This is a genomic window from Limosilactobacillus sp. DJ3M12 (genome assembly GCF_947381695.1).
GTDB classification, from domain to species: domain Bacteria; phylum Bacillota; class Bacilli; order Lactobacillales; family Lactobacillaceae; genus Limosilactobacillus; species Limosilactobacillus kinnaridis.
The window spans coordinates 1-16,432 of the sequence record NZ_CANCWY010000027.1 but is presented as its reverse complement, the minus strand read 5'-3'; the positions used below and the strand labels follow the sequence as shown (position 1 = coordinate 16,432).

The following is a 16,432-nucleotide window of genomic DNA, read 5'->3' as shown; positions in this document are numbered from 1 at the left end:
AACTGGTTCAAATCAATTGGTATCTGAATTCACGGCCACTTAAATGTCTTAATTGGCATACACCAATCGAGATCTTCCTGCTTAATTTACGTCATTAAATTCGTTCAAGTTATTTCTTGCAATCTGCCACTTAGAAAAAATATTTATTCAATTTTCCCATTTCTCTTTTTGACTAAGTAGATTAATTCATCTCCTCTTTTGTAACTTAGCAAAGTACCACATAATAGTTAGATTATTTTCTAACTATTATGTGGTACTTCTTTTACTTTAATAATTTTCTAGTTTCCACATATAGCGACGCTTTGATAATGGATGTTTTCGAGCTTTTCCCAGATACTCTGCAAACTTTCTCATTACTGAGGTAAGCACCAGTGGATCAAAGTAATCAACAACTGAAGCATCCATTTTACTATCGAGCCAATAGTCTTTAGCATCAATAACCGTATACTTAGTGCCAAAACGTTGCAAGAATTCTAGTGCTCGAGAGTCTAGATGACGTGTTCTTCCATCTGACATAAATAGTAGGAATGGTGCTTCTTCCACTGCTAATTCAAAAGGCCCATGAAATAGTTCTGCACTATCAAGATTAACTCCTGTAATCCATTGCATTTCCATAAAGATAAAGTTAGCAGTTGAATACCCTACTCCTCTATTAGAACCTGATGATAATGTAAATACCTTGTCTTCGTCCTTATATCTTTCTGCAAATTTTTGTGCATCATTATCCACACTAGCAGCTGCATCATTGGCAACCTCATCAACTACTGATAATCCTTGTACCATTTCATTATAATTATTACTTTCACCTAATGCATGCAATAATTCAACCGCAAAGGTTAGAGCTACCTTCTGTTTAGAAGACTTTGTGGCATAACTTTCAAAAAACTTATGCTGTAAAACATAGTCGGACTCTTTAGTTAGTGGTGAATCAGGAGCAAAGGTCAATGCTAGAACTGTTGCGCCTTTTTCCTTAGCATTATGTACTGCTTTTAAAGTTTCTTTAGTTGTACCACTTAGGGACGCTATGACAGCTACTGTATTTTCTCCAAAATAATTAGGAACATCATAATTAAATTCGTTTGCTTCAAGCAAATAACTACCAAGTTCCTTTGAGTTTTGTAATGCATAATAATATGCGCCAAATAATTCTGAATAAGATGCTCCACATCCCATAAACACTAAAGACTTAACATCTTTAGTATCAACAATTTTTTTTACTAATTCTTGTACTTCTTGACGAGTTGTTTCTTTTTCCATAATTACCTCTCCTTACATAATTCTTTTAGTTGCAAACCAGGGATATTAAAACTTACTCCTAGTGATCCATCTATTTTTAATTGCTTAGCACTAAATAAACTAGCTGATTTCAAAATATTAGGAATAGAGCTTATATCCCAATTTTCTCTTAGCAAGCCTGTACTAAAGTAAGTAATAAAAGAATCTCCAGCACCCATGGTGTCTTTGATATGATTAGTCAGTTGAGCCGGCTGGTAATAGCAACGGTTTCTTGCAAAAACCATTGCCCCTTGTTTTCCCATAGTAAATAGTAGAATAGTATGATAATTTCCCATTCTTTGAAGCTGCCTTGCTCGTTCAACTACTCTATCTTTACTTACATTCCCCACTGAGAAACAAGCAAGATCTACATTATCAATAGTCAAAGTTATTTCATTCTCATTAGAGAAATCGGAATAGTCATAGACAATTTTAGGTTTACTAATGTAATTAATTATTTCTTTTCCATTACCATTAACACTTAAATGAATTAAATCCATTGCATTAATATAGTCCTTGTCATCTGAAATCTTAATTCCTTGATTCAGAACGCCGCCTCTATTGCTAGCTAGAAATCTTCTATCGCCATTAACAACTTTAACCAGCGAATATCCGGATTCACCTTTCAAATTTCTACAATGATCAATGTTGACATTAAATGTTTTTAATGTACTTTTCATTAATCCAGCCAAATTATCACTGCCAAAATTGCCAAGATACCCACTAGTAATTTCTGGTATTCGAGTAGCCATAACACTGAAGTTAACCGCATTGCCACCAGGAAACATTCTCTTACTATCGAGATAAATGTCCATTACATTATCGCCAATGGCCAAGACCCTCATAGAATCATTCCTTTCTTTGATTTCCAGATGTAATGGCAAAGTTGGTAGTAGATGCGTCATAATAGTTAAAAGTCACATAAATAACTTCCTTATCCATTACTTGACGACGTAATTTGAATAGAGGTTCTCCCGGAACCTTATTCATATATTGAGCTAACTCACTAGTAGCTGGTACATAGCTCAATAGCTGATTACTACCCTGTTCCTTATATCCATATTGAGTAGATAATAGGTTAGCCATTGAAATATCTGGGGTGATTTTTTCTCTTAATTTTGGGAATTTATTTGAAGAATAGTAAGCACTTTCTAAGCCACTTACTTCCTTATTAAACTTAACTAGTCGCTTCAAATTTATAACTGGTTCTCCAGGGAAAATATTTAGTAATTCTGCTATTTTATCTGTACTTGCTATTTCTTGTAGCTTAACTATTTGTACAGAAGGATGCTTACTACTGTTTTTCATAAAATTTGAATAGCTTCCTAGATGTAATAAATTACGTTCAACCATATTTGCTTGGACAAAAGTTCCTTTTCCCTGCTTTTTAACCAGATAACCCTGATCAACCAAATCACTAATAGCCCGTCTAATAGTGATTCGACTAGCTCCAAACTCTCTGCCAAGTTCTGATTCAGAAGCAATTAAAGCACCTTGTTTATATTTATCATCATTGATTAAGCGCTTTAATTCAATCTCAATTTGCTCATATAATGGTGTCTTAATATTTTTTTCTAACATAATTAGATACACTCTCTATTCTAGGTATATAGAATTTTAGAAATAAAGTTCTTTGTTCGTTCGTGCTTTGCATGATGAAAAATCTCATCTGGTGTGCCTTGTTCCAAAATGTGACCTCTATCTACAAAAACTACGCGACTGCCAACTTCCTGTGCAAATCCCATTTCGTGTGTAACAACAACCATGGTCATGCCACTCTTAGCTAGCTTTTTCATCGATTTCAGAACTTCTTCTACCATTTCAGGATCTAAAGCAGATGTCGGTTCATCAAAAAGCATTACCTTAGGGTTCATTGCTAAAGATCGAAGAATTGCAATTCTTTGCTGTTGTCCACCACTAAGTTGATCAGGATAGGCATCAGCCTTATTTTCTAAATCCATTTCCTTTAGTAATTCCGTCGATTGTCGATCAGTCTGAGATTTTGATAAATGCTTTACCACTCTTGGAGCATACGAAATATTTTGTCTAACAGTAAAATGAGGAAATAAGTCAAAATGTTGAAAGACCATTCCAATATTTTCGTGGACCCTTTGTTGGGCTTTTTTAGAAATACTCCCTGAAATAATTTTATCCTGGAAAAGTACTTTACCGCTAGTTGGCTGTTCCAAGAGATTCATATGTCTAATCAACGTACTTTTCCCTGATCCAGAAGGACCAATGATCACTACAACCTCTCCATTATGGACTTTAAGATTAATGTCATGTAAGACAGTGTTATTTCCAAACTTTTTTGTGACGTGACGTAATTCAAGCATCGTGACGCATCCTCCTTTCAAACAAAGCAAGAATCTGATTCAGAATCAGACAAATTACCAGGTAAAGAGCAGAAGCAATAATCATGGGTTCCAATCCTAAGGCTGTTGAACCACGAACTGTTTGGGCGGCAAACATAACATCGGTGATACCTAATACTGATACCAATGATGAATCTTTAACATTACCGATAAGTTGATTTCCCAGTGCTGGAAGAATATTTTTGAATGCTTGTGGTAAGATGATATCCAATAAAATACGATATGATGGAATACCAAGGCTTTCTGCTGCCTCTGTTTGCCCTACCGGTAAAGATTGGATACCAGATCGAATAATTTCCGCAATATAAGCACCTGAATACAAGGTTAGCGCCACTATACCTGTTACAAAGTCATTTACGGAGAATCCCAGTAATTGTGGAAGGCCAATATAAACGATATATATTTGAACCAATAAAGGAGTATTACGAATGAAGCCAATGTACGTTTTTGCTATTAAGCTTAGTAAGTTTGCCTTTGACATTTTCATCACAGCCAAGGTAATACCTAATAGTAGACCCAAGACAATTGAGATAACTGCAAGTTCAATTGTCGTTACAAGACCATGTATAAATAATGGCCAATATTCTGTAATAAATGAGTAATTTGAAAACATAAAATCACTCCTTCTAATCTTTGTTAGTTGGTTCCTTTCTGTGCATATTGATCAACCCACTTGCTATATTGTGCCTTGTTTTGGTGAATTACTTCATTCAAGCGATTTACAAGGTCATCCGAAGTCCCCTTAGGAAGAGCAATAGCACCACCTTTTGATCCATCGTTGTGTCGCCATGAAGTCATAGTTAATTCTGGATTCTTCTTCAGAAGGATAATTGCAGTCGGTTTGTCAATACAGAAGGCATCAGCTTTTCCATTATTTACTGCTAAAGCTAAATCGGTAACCTTTGATAGATCCTTAGTGGTAGCTTTAGGGAATACCTTATGAATCATTGGTTGTTGAGATGAATTGTTAACTACAGCAATGGTAGCATGCTTGAAATTATTGGCATTTTTGTATTGAGCTAGATTAGCTTTTGGAACAACCAAGACATTGGTACTCTTGTAATACGTGTCAGTAAACTTAGCCGCTTTTTGTCTTTCTGGCGTTGGAGCCATTGATGTAACTAACATATCAACTTTCTTAGCTTGTAAAGCAGGCAAAAGTCCATCTAAATCCATTGTCTTTAATTCATATTTAACACCTAAGTTTTTGGCAATTTTCTTTACTAGTAGAACATCAGCGCCCTGCATTTGCGTTTTGCCATTTTTTTGAATCTGTGATTCGTATGGTGGATTAGCAGAGAGCATTCCCACTCTAAGAGTACCCCGCTCTTTAATTTGTTGAAGTGATGATTTATTTGACTTTCCACATCCGGTTAAAAGAAGCAAAAGTGTTCCTAGAAGAGTTAATACATAAAATAGACGGTGTGCTTTAAGCTTTTTCATAGGTAAGTCCTCCAATTTTTATTAAATAAGACGTTATATAACGTCATAAATTAAACAATGAATTAAATATTAATCAAAAAAGGAAACACCTTTCTATGATTAATAGAGTTTCTTAGTATACTTTCTTTAATATTAATAATGTCGCTATCTGACATTTACACCACCACCTTTAAATTTTAAATAAAAAAAGCCTTACCAACCCCAAAGCTGAGATTGAAAAGGACGTTTTCACGTGGTACCACCTTTTTTCGTAGTGAAATAACTACCTTCACCAACAGTTGCAAAGCAACAATTAGCTGACACAATAATGGGCGCCTACCAGTATATTCTACTTAAGTTTCGATATACGACTCACAAGTGATAGATTTTTATAATACTGTCCACCAATTTACACCAAACATTGGCTCTCTTAAGTAAGTATTACTAATCTTTCTTGATCAACATCTTTTTGTTAAATTGATTATCAAAAAGATTAACACCCTAAAATTAGAAAGTCAACATTTTTATTTAATTCAATTTTAATTAAGCCATATTTAATTATTTCCCTTTTCGTGTTAGTAGCTTTTACAATCTGCCATAATATAATAATCTATTTTCAATTCGTATATTATTTTTGGCGAAAGTTAAGGTAGCCATATGAATTCATAATCTTGCCAGTCTGAGTATCTTTAATATCGATTGTAGACTCTGATACTAATTCCCCCAGTTGAGAAGTATCCAACTCATCGAAGCGCACATAACTAATTTGTGGCTGTCTCAAATTTTGAGAAGTAACATAAATCCGAAAACGTGGCGGATAAAAAAGTAAACGAGCTCCCTTCGCAACATCCTTATCATCGTCAACTAAGATGCTAGTATCTTTTTCTTGAATCACTTTACGAGCCACCTTATCAATAAAAGCTGGATTTAAATTTTTTGAATAGCTAGTAAAATAAATACCTAAATTATTCGTTTTAATCTCAGAGATTGGTTTGACTTTAAAAAGACCACGTGATCGCCACCATTTTTTAAGCTTAGGTGAAATGTCTTCTCTTATTCCTTTAATCAAAATATGAATGTGCCAATTTGGCACCATTTTTTGATCCTCATTTGGATAAAGTGTCCCCTGAGGCTCAAATATTGCAACATACTTCGCCTTCGGATAATTATTACGAAAATTCTGATACAATCGTTGCCAATCTTTTTTTGCACCATGAGGATCAAGTTGATATGGTACAGAATACGTTAATGTAATGAACTTTTCATCTTTCCCGCCTTTAAAATTACATGCTATTAAATGACTTAGGGTCTTCAATGAACGTTTAAGACTCGTTAATAAATCACTGCGACTTGTAGCGTGATCGACGTTAATAATCTCGTGAGTCTTACTGTTGATTAAAGAACCATGTTCACGTCTAATATTAACTTTACCCTTAGGCGGTTTGTATTTAGCAAACATAACTTCAGTATATTTACCATACCTTGTTACTTTTACTAAATCACCCTTTTTGATTGCGGCTTTACGTTTCTTAGATATTTCCCTAGATCTAGTACGTTTGGATTTGTGCATAATAAAAAACACCCTTTCAAATAATCATTGTGGAAGGATTAAATTATTTGGTTAGTTTTTTATTATCTTTATTATTAATTACCTTTGTTAATTATAAGCAATTATCACTACAATTGTAAGTTACAAATTAACTTAATAAGTGTCTTTTTAAAGAGTTTTGTTAACTTAATATTGAATAGAAAGAAAACTTCAAAACATTCTTTATACAACGACTAGGTATCGATCATCTCACAATTAAATCTAATTTCTTAAAATGTATATACAAATAAACGCTGGTATAAAGGCAACTAAGTGTATATACAAAAAAGTGGCAATAATACATTAATCTTTTTTGAAATACATGTAATTACACACTACAGCTTCAAATATAGCCGCCTTTTTGTATATACATGAAAACAGCTATATATCAACGTTCTTTTGTATATACAAAAGTTATTTCTTGGCTTCTTTTGACCTGATTGACTGAAAATCCAAAATTAAATCTTCTAACCTAACAACCAATTCCTTAGGGAGATCATCCACTCTTATCACTTTTTGCAACGCGTGAGTCAAATTACTGAATGCACCATCCATATCATTTTTATTAGCCGGTTTGATATTAATTTGAGCTAGTTTTTGCTTAAACACAATTTCATCACCATTTTTAATACACTCTCTGATAAATTCTGATTTTGTTTTACCAGACTCAGCAACTAATTCATCTAATCGATTTTTAAATTGATGATCACAACGAAACAGTACTACTTCAGTCTTATTCATAATTATTCCCCTCCATCATTTGTATATACAAATAGTATAGCAGACCAGATTAAAAAGAGCCTACTCCACCTTAACCCCCACAAAGTAGCTGCGTAGCATCATCATTACACTTCGCCTATCTGTGGCAAAAATGCAATGATGCAACATCGTAACACTAGTCGCTTATCATCAATCAATCCACTAATCATCATTACTAGACTCATTGATAATAGCAACTCAGACAGATTAAGCGCATCCAGCCCTTGCCCCTACCATTATTAGAGTTTGATTTGTTCAACTGTTTTACTTAATTTTAAACAGAGCATCGCGAAAACTCGAGAAAATCGCTTAATAGTAGGGTTGTCCGTCGCATTTTCTGGACATCCAGCCACTTCTTTAAGGATTGTAAGTCCTAGGGTTTAGCATACCCTTTTGTTAACTACAGGATTGTACGTCTCAATCCCACGTGCTATTCGAGAGTGTAACCAGCAGGGTGCAACCCAATCACAAATTAATATCAGTACGCTTCTGATAAAGAAAAAGCAACTAACCAATTGCAGCTAGTTACTTTTTATGGAATTCAACTTAATTAAAATTGACAAATTTCAATATCTTGAAATTTGTGCCTATCTTTCTTACAATAAATAATAGTAAGAAATTGACAATCCCGATGACTAGTTGCTTTAGTTAATCGGTAGCCTCATTTAGAACTGCAATTCTAGGTGAGGCTTTTTCTTTTGTTTCATTTATTTAGATTTAACATAAGCATGAGAAACTCATTACCTACTTCTTTAAATTACTCTTTATCAAGTCCAAAGTAAATAGCTAAATGAAACAAAATAAAATCACAAAAGATTAGTGATTTGTGATTTATTTTAAGTGATAAAAGATTTATGATTTGAGATTTATAATTTGTGTTGATAAAAAATACTCCTAAGAATAATATATAGATAAGAGGTTATGTTATATATTTCGATCAAAGGAGGCAATCCATGTCTACATTATTATTTTATAATTTTAAAGGCGGTGTAGGTAAAACCACAATCTCAGTATTGGCAGCAGATCACTTTTCTCGCGCTGGTAAGAAGGTACTTTTAGTAGATCTCGATGCACAGGCTTCAGCTACATTATTTTTTGAAAATAGTTATGGAGCAATTACTCCTACACGTTCCTTGTTTAATTCACTACAAAAAGAATCGCTACGCCCTAGTATATGTCATTTAGACGATAATCTAGATTTAATTCCAGGTGACTGGGATATGTCTCTGTGGAACCAAACTCTTGAAAAATTACCTCAACGTGATCGTAATCTAGTATTAAAGCATTTTCTTGAGCCATTACAAAACGATTATGACTACATCATTTTAGATGTACCTCCTACCCTCAGCACTTTAGTTAATAACGCTGTACTCGCCAGTGATTACATTATTCTTGTTTTACAAACGCAAAGCTCGAGTTACGAAGGCGTTTTAAGAACAGCAAAATACTTATCACAACTTCGAAATGATTATAATGCTAATTTTAAATTATTAGGAATCGTTCTTTATCTAGTTTCTAAACGCGCTAACTCTGATACTTCAATAGCAAAAGAGGCTAGAAAAACTTTTGGTGATGCTATTTTTGCCAACTCAATTTACCATCGAGAAAGAGTTAAGCGTTGGTCAAATGAAGGCTTGACACATAAAACTAACGATGTTCATGATCAACGAACACATGAAATGTATACATTATTTTTTAAGGAAGTTTTATACAGGATTGGAGAAGATAAATAATGGCTAACGACTTCTTAGATGATGTAGAAAAAGATGCTGCTAAAGCAATGAAATCAACTGATTCCAGTCCTTACAGGCTAAAGAAAGAAGGATCTAAAACAGCCCAGATTAGGACTAGCACTTATAAAACCGTTAAATTGATCGCATTCGAAGAAGAACGTAAAATGATTGATGTATTCGATGATTTAATAAGAATTGGTTTAAACGATGATAAATATAAGAAATATATCAAATAGATCTACAACTATCTATATACAAAAGAAACAGGTACTACTAAAATGCAAATTTAGTAGTACCTGTTTTTTGATTATTGTTTTTGAATTCGTTTTTTAAGACGGTAAAGTGTTGACCTGGACAATCCTGTTGCTTTTTGAACTGTCTTATAGTCGCTATTCATTAGCATATTATATATCTGATAATCTTGTTGTGTAGTCTCTCGTTTATTCTCTTTGCTTCGAATTGAAGCAATCTGACGTTTTAGTTGACACGTTTTTTTACGATTAAAATCACGTTGCATCATCGTTAGTTTTTCAGCGCGACACATCATCGCGATTGTGTATTGATCACGGATACTCCCCACATCTAATTCTACTTCGTCACTATAAATAGTAATCTGCAGATCTTCTAGATAATAAAGTAAGCAAGATAATTCACGTATATTCGACATCATGTTTGAAACATCCATGACATCGATCATATCTCCAGGTTTCACAATCATTAACAATTTTTGCAGTTGGAACCGAGCTCGAGACACGCCAGTAAATGTGTCAACATAGTAAGCATCATAATCCACATTTGTTTGTTTCAGAAAATCGATCTGACACGCTACTGACCCCTTATCGTTAATGTCATCATTAGTAGTCCCAGCCACGTAAGCATACATTGACATATGTTTCATATCCTTTCAATTTTTAACAAAAGTCTAAATGAAAAATATGAAACATTCGATGAAACAAAATGACTAGGTTCTACTACTTGATATAATAAATAGTAATAATTGGATTGGAGTAAAAGGAATGGCAACATTTGATGATTTAGTAAACCAAATAGATAACAATCTTGATAACCAGCGAGATAGAGGTACAGCCTTTGAAAAGATGGTGGTAGCTTATCTTAAGAACGAACCAACTTATAAACAAAAGTTCTCTGACGTTTGGATGTTAAGCGAAGTCCCAGCTGAATACCATATTTCAAAACGAGACACAGGAGTCGACATCGTAGCAAAAGACTACGCAGGTAATTTAACTGCCGTTCAAGCAAAGTACTATAAAGGTAAAGTAGGTAAAGATACCATCAATTCCTTCGTTGCTGAGGCAGGTAAAGATTACTATGCTGCTGGTATGTTAGTGTCTTCAACAGATGAATGGAACAGAAATGCTGAAGCAGCACTAGAAAACAATACAAAACCATTTACAAGAATTGGGCTTTCTCAGTTGCGCCATGCAGATGTTGATTGGAAAAAATTCTCATTTGCAAAAGAAAATAATTTGTCGCAAAAAGTACAAAAGAAACTTCGTAACTACCAAAAAACAGCAATTAACAACTCGATAACCTACTTTAAGAACCATGATCGCGGAAAGCTAATCATGGCACCTGGTACTGGTAAGACATTTACCAGCTTAAAGATTGCTGAAGCTTTGATGAAAGATCAGAAGAAACATCAATTCTATGTATTATACCTTGTGCCAAGTATTCAATTGCTGACACAAACACTATTCAACTGGAATAACGATGTTTCAGATGATATACATATGACATCATTTTCTGTTGTGTCGGATAATAAGGCTAATAAGAAGAAGGGCAAAGACGATGACACATTAGGTGCCAAAGACGTTGGTTTTGAGCCAACTACTAATGTCGATGAATTAGTAAATAACTTTAACTATGTCAATCAAATTGACACAGGAAATGAAATGACTGTGGTATTTAGTACATATCAGTCGATCGATGTCATCCACAAGGCACAAGAACAAGGTATTCCAGAATTTGACCTAATCATTGCCGACGAAGCACACAGAACCACTGGTGCAACAAAATTAGGTGAAGACAGCGCCTTTACAGAAGTCCATTCGAATAAGAATGTAAAGGGTAAATTACGGCTTTATCAAACAGCAACACCTAAAATCTACGATGCCAATGCTAAGAGAAAGGCAGAAGAAAACAGTATTGTTGTTTCATCAATGGATGATGAAGAACGCTATGGAAAAGAAATTTTCCGTCTTGGATTTGGCGATGCTGTAGCTCAAGGATATTTAACCGACTACAAAGTTACTGTACTTGCTGTTAACGAATCATATATCAATAAAGACATGCAACGTGTTATGGCAGCTGACAATCAATTGAAAGTTGATGATATTGGTAAGATTATTGGTGTCTGGAATGCGATGGTAAAACGTGATGGAATCACTGGTGAAATTACTGGTGCACCGATGAAACGTGCCATAGCATTTACAGACACAATTAAACACTCCAAAGCTATTTCAGAAGAGTTTGAGACGGTTGTGAATGAGTATCTTGATGCTCAATCAACTGACAGTTTTCAGGTAGACGTTCACCACGTAGACGGTGGCTTAAACGCCCTTCAAAAGGAAGAACAAATTGACTGGCTAGCTGATGATGGTGTTGAAGATAATCATGCTCGTGTATTATCCAATGTTCGCTTCTTGACGGAAGGTATTGATGTACCAAACCTTGATGCAATCATTTTCTTTAGCCCCAAAAAATCTCAAGTTGACATCGTGCAAGCTGTAGGACGTATCATGCGTCGTGCAGAGGGAAAAGAATATGGTTATATCATTCTGCCAATCGTTGTTGCAGATGGAGTAGATCCTCGCGATGCGTTAGATAACGATAAGAAGTACAAGCAAGTTTGGCAAGTACTTAATGCTTTACGGTCCACTGATGAACGATTTGATGCAGAAGTTAATAAGCTAGATTTGAACAAGAAAAAAGATGGACGGATTAATTTTATTGGTGTTGATTCTAGTCCTGATGAAGATGTCACAGAAGCTGATGGTATAGAAGCCGAACAAAAACAAGATGGTCAGATGACTCTTCCACTTGGTTTTGAAAAGATGCGTGACGCCTTTTACGGTAAAGTAGTACAAAAAGTTGGTGATCGTCGTTATCTTGAAGATTGGTCAAAAGATGTGTCTGATATTGCACACATGTATATTCGTCGAATTGGTGACCTTATCGAAAGTAACCAAGGAGCTAAACTGGCCTTTGATAAATTTCTCAATAGCCTTCACCACAACATCAACAACACAATTACTCAGGAAGATGCGATTGAAATGTTGGCTCAACATCTCATTACTGAGCCTATCTTTGATGCACTTTTTGGTGAGTACAGTTTTGTAAAAAATAATGTTGTTTCTAAATCACTAAATGACGTCATTTCAGCCTTTAAGGTTTTTGGCTTTGAAAAGGAGCAGGAAAAGCTCAAGCCGTTCTATGAATCAATTAAATTACGAGCATCAGGTATCGATAATGCTGCAGGAAAGCAGAAACTAATCGTAACATTGTACGATAAGTTCTTTAGTACTGGGTTCAAGGATACAACTGAACAATTAGGTATTGTCTTCACACCCGTTGAAGTAGTTGATTTTATTATTCACTCTGTTGATGACGCATTAAAGAAATATTTCGGTAAAGGCTTAGTTAATAAAGATGTTCATATTCTAGATCCTTTTACAGGAACAGGAACCTTCATTACAAGAATACTTGAATTCTTAAAGCAACAAATGGACGAAGGTAAAGTTACGTTTGACGGTATTCTACGCAAATATCTTCATGAATTACACGCTAATGAAATTGTCTTACTTAGCTATTACATTGCCGCTATTAACATTGAAGCTGTTTTTGACGAAGTGAATGGACCTGACAAAGGTTACCAACCCTTCGAAGGTATAGTTTTAACAGATACCTTTGAGAGCACAGAACGGCAAAACTCCTTTATGGATGAACTATTAGGACAGAATAATGAACGGTTAAAGAGACAACAAGAACAACCGATTACCGTAATTATTTCTAATCCTCCTTATTCAGTAGGACAAAAAGATACGAATGATGATAATGCAAATCTCCATTATCCTTTGTTAGAGAAGAATATTGAAAATACTTATGTTAAAAATAGTAAATCTAACTTAAGCAAAGGTTCCTATGACAGCTATATTAAGGCTTTTCGTTGGGCTAGCGATCGCCTTGGTAATCAAGGCGTAATTGGCTTTGTGACTAATGGTAGTTACTTAGATAGTAATAGCACTGATGGTTTACGAGCAGCTTTATATAAAGAATTTAACCACCTATATATTTTCAATTTACGTGGTAATGCTAGAACACAAGGTGAACAACGAAGGAAAGAGAAAGATAATGTATTTGGACAAGGAACTCGAACTCCAATTGCCATTAGTATCCTAGTAAAAGATAGTTCAAACAAACATGAACTTTTCTATCACGAAATTGGTGATTACCTATCTCGTAAACAGAAGCTTAGTATCATTAGCGATTACCAAAGTATTAAAGATATTGAATGGAAAAAGATTATTCCAGATTCAAACAATGATTGGCTAAATCAACGTGATCCTCATTACCAAAAGTATCCATCAATTGTTGGCGATAGTGATTCTCCATTCTTATCTAGTGCTGTCGGCATTAACACTGCAAGAGATATTTGGGTTTCAGGATTTTCTAAAGATCAAGTATTGTTCAACTCTAAAAGGCTTATTGATAATTACAATGCTGAAGTTATAAAAAACGGTGGGCAAGGCAAAAAGTCTTCAATGAGAGATGCAAAAAAGATTAAGTGGAGCGTAAATCTGGATAAACAGTTTAAACTTGGAAAAAAGTTAGTATTTAACGCTAGCTACTTACAATTGGAAATGTACCGACCATTTACCAAAAAATGGATGATGTATGATAGAAACATTGTTGAACGTCCTGGACAATATTATTCTAAATGGGGAACTAAAAACGAAGCAATTTACACTACTGGAAAAGGTATTAATCGTCCATTCTCAGCTTTGGCAATAAATGAAAAGCCAAACTATCAGCTTTCCATGAATGGTCAAGGTTTCATGCGTTACAACAATGAATTAAATTCGGAAGAACTTATTCAGAGTGATAGTAATAATATTACTGATTCATTTGCTAAGAAGATTGGTTTAAGTAAGAATGATGTATTTGCTTATGTTTATGGATTACTGAACTCAAAAGAATACCAAAAAAAATATGCTAATGATTTATATAAAGATTTAGCTAGGATTCCAATAGTAAAAAATGTTAAACAGTATGTAACGATTGGAAAACAATTAATAGATCTACATCTTAATTACGAGCAGTTCCCTGTCTATAATGATGTTGACATTAAATATAATGAAAAGCCTGATTATAAGGTGTCCAAGATGAAATTTGCTAAGAAACGGAATTCAGATGGTAAATTGGAGAATAATAGGTCGACTATCATCTATAACGATTCAATTACAATATCAGGAATACCTGACAAAGCTTATCAATACATTGTAAATGGAAAATCAGCAATTGAGTGGATCATGGACCAATATCGTGTCAAAACTGATAAAAAATCGGGAATCACTGACGATCCTAATAATTATAGCGACGATCCAAAATACATCTTCAATCTATTGCTACGAATTATTAATGTATCACTCAAAACAATTGATCTTATCAATCAAATTCCAAAATTTGAAGTTGAGAATGAAGACTAAAGAATATAGTTGCTTTGGAATAGGTCTATAAGTGGTAAATTGTTGGGTACATGATATAATATGAATAGAGATATGTTGTCGAGTGCATGGCACATGACAAACACAAAAGCCTTCAGCAAGGTCCTAAGTTGCTGAAGGCTTTTTGCGTGGCTAGGGTCGTTCGATTACACTAATATCAATGTTTACGGTTGTTTAGCCACCACGTAAACCACACGATAATAAGTGCATTGACAAGTTGAGATATGTTGTCGATTAATGTGTGCATGGCTCTCACCCCCTCTCTGCATGACAAGGGTGACGAACGACTATATTATTTTATCATTAATTAAGACCTCTCTTTAATATTCTTCCTTATTAATCGAATTGATAATTCGATACAGTTGCTGACGTGAAAGCCCAACTTCACGAGCCAATTGAGCCTTACTTTTATAATTTCCAGAGGTTATTGCATCGCGAACCTTCTCATACACCAATCTTCCTTCTCTATTTTTGCTCTGAGCCGCATATTTTACAGGTCTGCCTTTATAAGCCCCTCTTCGTTTAGCCTGAACGATACCTTGACGCTGTCGGTCCCTAATCTTTTCTCGCTCATTTTGAGCAACAAAACCCATGAGGTTAACCATCATATCTAGCATGAACTGATCAATTAATGGATTACCAGTATTGGTCTGCGGTAGGTCGTCAACAATCAGTTTAACCTTCTTATCCTTTAATCGTTGAACTAAGTGCTGAATATCATTGTAATCACGACTTAGACGATCAAGACTAACGACTTCAACAATATCACCTTCACGTATATATTCGAACATTCGCTCTAGACCTGGTCGATTAAGATCTTTCCCGCTTTGTTTGTCCGTAAAGATCTTATCTGCTTTAACTTCATTAGCTCGCGCCAATTGTCTATCCAGATTTTGACCTTTACTTGAGACACGTGCGTAGAAAACCAACGCCATAATTATCACCCTTTTTGTTACACTTAATTGTGACATATTAATTATTGTTATAAGTATAACTCTGTCTGTAACTTTAGGGTGTACTTAATCGTGACAGTAAAAAGCAACACTATCTTAGAATAATCGCTAAGATAATGTTGCTTTCTACGTAATTCTAAAAATAGAAAGGAGCTAATGGCCAACCAATTATGTTCTAAAAAAATTTTTAAACGGAAAAATTTTTTTAGAACTTCATCAGGCAGACCTGCCAAAATACTAATATAGAAAGGAGTCCAACCAATGGACTTTAATGACAGTAATTTTTTTAATGAAGTAAATCCGCTTGATTTTAATTCATCGATCCCAGCAACGAGGGATCTAAAAGACTCAATACATGCACTAGCAATGATTAACGGTTGCACAATGCAAGAGTACCTTGAACAGCTTATCTCAACAGAAATTAATCATTTCGATAGTCAGAAGTATTCTGATTATAAAAAAATCAAATTCTACTTTGATCAACGGTATTTAAAAAAATAAATGGCAGATTGTAAAATTTAAGTTGAACATTTAAGTGGACAGAAAAACCCATCAAGGTCTTTAATGGTGTTACCGTACAATC

14 protein-coding genes, 1 pseudogene and 1 other annotated feature are annotated in these 16,432 nt (G+C 34.5%); of the genes and pseudogenes, 5 read left to right on the top strand and 10 right to left on the bottom strand.

Annotated features, from left to right (window positions below; all coding sequences use genetic code 11):
• Positions 1–98, top strand: a pseudogene (locus QOS06_RS09780) (IS30 family transposase); the annotation flags it as partial.
• A gap of 169 nt (positions 99–267) precedes the next feature.
• Here the strand turns inward: QOS06_RS09780 and QOS06_RS09775 are convergent.
• The 8 genes from QOS06_RS09775 to QOS06_RS09740 all read right to left on the bottom strand — a co-directional run bounded on the left by QOS06_RS09775 (position 268) and on the right by QOS06_RS09740 (position 7,401).
• The gene (locus QOS06_RS09775) at positions 268–1,257 is read right to left on the bottom strand and encodes an SIS domain-containing protein (RefSeq protein ID WP_086132273.1); all 990 of its coding nucleotides are present in this window, start codon (positions 1,255–1,257) and stop codon (positions 268–270) included.
• 2 nt (positions 1,258–1,259) lie between these two features.
• Positions 1,260–2,111 (bottom strand): PfkB family carbohydrate kinase, encoded by an 852-nt coding sequence (locus tag QOS06_RS09770; RefSeq protein WP_172397159.1) that lies wholly within the window; start codon positions 2,109–2,111, stop codon positions 1,260–1,262.
• 13 nt (positions 2,112–2,124) lie between these two features.
• Entirely contained in the window at positions 2,125–2,856 is a 732-nt protein-coding gene (locus QOS06_RS09765) for a GntR family transcriptional regulator (protein ID WP_086132271.1), read from the bottom strand.
• 20 nt (positions 2,857–2,876) lie between these two features.
• A complete protein-coding gene (locus QOS06_RS09760; protein ID WP_283595953.1) occupies positions 2,877–3,611 on the bottom strand; it encodes an amino acid ABC transporter ATP-binding protein in 735 nt (244 codons plus the stop codon).
• Positions 3,604–4,263: an amino acid ABC transporter permease gene (locus QOS06_RS09755; RefSeq protein ID WP_152702939.1), complete on the bottom strand. Its 660-nt coding sequence runs from the start codon at positions 4,261–4,263 to the stop codon at positions 3,604–3,606. The genes QOS06_RS09760 and QOS06_RS09755 overlap by 8 nt, the downstream gene beginning before the upstream one ends.
• A gap of 23 nt (positions 4,264–4,286) precedes the next feature.
• Positions 4,287–5,093, bottom strand: a complete 807-nt coding sequence (locus QOS06_RS09750) for a transporter substrate-binding domain-containing protein (RefSeq protein ID WP_283595952.1) — start codon at positions 5,091–5,093, stop codon at positions 4,287–4,289.
• A 215-nt stretch (positions 5,094–5,308) separates the two neighbouring features.
• Positions 5,309–5,543: a binding site (T-box leader), on the bottom strand.
• A 157-nt stretch (positions 5,544–5,700) separates the two neighbouring features.
• The gene (locus tag QOS06_RS09745) at positions 5,701–6,642 is read right to left on the bottom strand and encodes a rolling circle replication-associated protein (RefSeq protein ID WP_283595950.1); all 942 of its coding nucleotides are present in this window, start codon (positions 6,640–6,642) and stop codon (positions 5,701–5,703) included.
• Positions 6,643–7,074: 432 nt separating this feature from the next.
• Positions 7,075–7,401: a ribbon-helix-helix protein, CopG family gene (locus tag QOS06_RS09740; protein ID WP_283595949.1), complete on the bottom strand. Its 327-nt coding sequence runs from the start codon at positions 7,399–7,401 to the stop codon at positions 7,075–7,077.
• A gap of 971 nt (positions 7,402–8,372) precedes the next feature.
• Between QOS06_RS09740 and QOS06_RS09735 the strand changes: the two genes are divergently transcribed.
• Positions 8,373–9,152, top strand: a complete 780-nt coding sequence (locus QOS06_RS09735; protein ID WP_283595947.1) for a ParA family protein — start codon at positions 8,373–8,375, stop codon at positions 9,150–9,152.
• A complete protein-coding gene (locus tag QOS06_RS09730; protein ID WP_098045386.1) occupies positions 9,152–9,388 on the top strand; it encodes a hypothetical protein in 237 nt (78 codons plus the stop codon). The genes QOS06_RS09735 and QOS06_RS09730 overlap by 1 nt, the downstream gene beginning before the upstream one ends.
• Positions 9,389–9,459: 71 nt before the next feature.
• On the opposite strand, the gene QOS06_RS09725 is transcribed toward QOS06_RS09730, so the two are convergent.
• The gene (locus QOS06_RS09725; protein WP_283595946.1) at positions 9,460–10,041 is read right to left on the bottom strand and encodes a recombinase family protein; all 582 of its coding nucleotides are present in this window, start codon (positions 10,039–10,041) and stop codon (positions 9,460–9,462) included.
• A gap of 127 nt (positions 10,042–10,168) precedes the next feature.
• On the opposite strand from QOS06_RS09725, the gene QOS06_RS09720 reads away from it, so the two are divergent.
• Complete coding sequence (locus QOS06_RS09720; protein WP_283595944.1) at positions 10,169–14,878, top strand: type ISP restriction/modification enzyme; 4,710 nt, start codon at positions 10,169–10,171, stop codon at positions 14,876–14,878.
• 338 nt (positions 14,879–15,216) lie between these two features.
• Here the strand turns inward: QOS06_RS09720 and QOS06_RS09715 are convergent, their stop codons facing one another.
• Positions 15,217–15,831, bottom strand: a complete 615-nt coding sequence (locus QOS06_RS09715; RefSeq protein WP_283595943.1) for a recombinase family protein — start codon at positions 15,829–15,831, stop codon at positions 15,217–15,219.
• 279 nt (positions 15,832–16,110) lie between these two features.
• Here QOS06_RS09715 and QOS06_RS09710 point away from each other — a divergent pair, with 279 nt between their 5' ends.
• Entirely contained in the window at positions 16,111–16,350 is a 240-nt protein-coding gene (locus QOS06_RS09710; protein WP_283595941.1) for a hypothetical protein, read from the top strand.
• The last annotated feature ends 82 nt before the right edge of the window (positions 16,351–16,432 follow it).

What these genes read in the sequence shown, in the direction of transcription:
- QOS06_RS09740 (WP_283595949.1), bottom strand. Translation starts at nt 7,401, where the DNA reads ATGAATAAGACTGAAGTAGTACTGTTTCGTTGTGATCATCAATTTAAA.
- QOS06_RS09760 (WP_283595953.1), bottom strand. Translation starts at nt 3,611, where the DNA reads ATGCTTGAATTACGTCACGTCACAAAAAAGTTTGGAAATAACACTGTC.
- QOS06_RS09750 (WP_283595952.1), bottom strand. Translation starts at nt 5,093, where the DNA reads ATGAAAAAGCTTAAAGCACACCGTCTATTTTATGTATTAACTCTTCTA.
- QOS06_RS09745 (WP_283595950.1), bottom strand. Translation starts at nt 6,642, where the DNA reads ATGCACAAATCCAAACGTACTAGATCTAGGGAAATATCTAAGAAACGT.
- QOS06_RS09775 (WP_086132273.1), bottom strand. Translation starts at nt 1,257, where the DNA reads ATGGAAAAAGAAACAACTCGTCAAGAAGTACAAGAATTAGTAAAAAAA.
- QOS06_RS09710 (WP_283595941.1), top strand. Translation starts at nt 16,111, where the DNA reads ATGGACTTTAATGACAGTAATTTTTTTAATGAAGTAAATCCGCTTGAT.
- QOS06_RS09735 (WP_283595947.1), top strand. Translation starts at nt 8,373, where the DNA reads ATGTCTACATTATTATTTTATAATTTTAAAGGCGGTGTAGGTAAAACC.
- QOS06_RS09765 (WP_086132271.1), bottom strand. Translation starts at nt 2,856, where the DNA reads ATGTTAGAAAAAAATATTAAGACACCATTATATGAGCAAATTGAGATT.
- QOS06_RS09755 (WP_152702939.1), bottom strand. Translation starts at nt 4,263, where the DNA reads ATGTTTTCAAATTACTCATTTATTACAGAATATTGGCCATTATTTATA.
- QOS06_RS09715 (WP_283595943.1), bottom strand. Translation starts at nt 15,831, where the DNA reads ATGGCGTTGGTTTTCTACGCACGTGTCTCAAGTAAAGGTCAAAATCTG.
- QOS06_RS09730 (WP_098045386.1), top strand. Translation starts at nt 9,152, where the DNA reads ATGGCTAACGACTTCTTAGATGATGTAGAAAAAGATGCTGCTAAAGCA.
- QOS06_RS09720 (WP_283595944.1), top strand. Translation starts at nt 10,169, where the DNA reads ATGGCAACATTTGATGATTTAGTAAACCAAATAGATAACAATCTTGAT.
- QOS06_RS09725 (WP_283595946.1), bottom strand. Translation starts at nt 10,041, where the DNA reads ATGTCAATGTATGCTTACGTGGCTGGGACTACTAATGATGACATTAAC.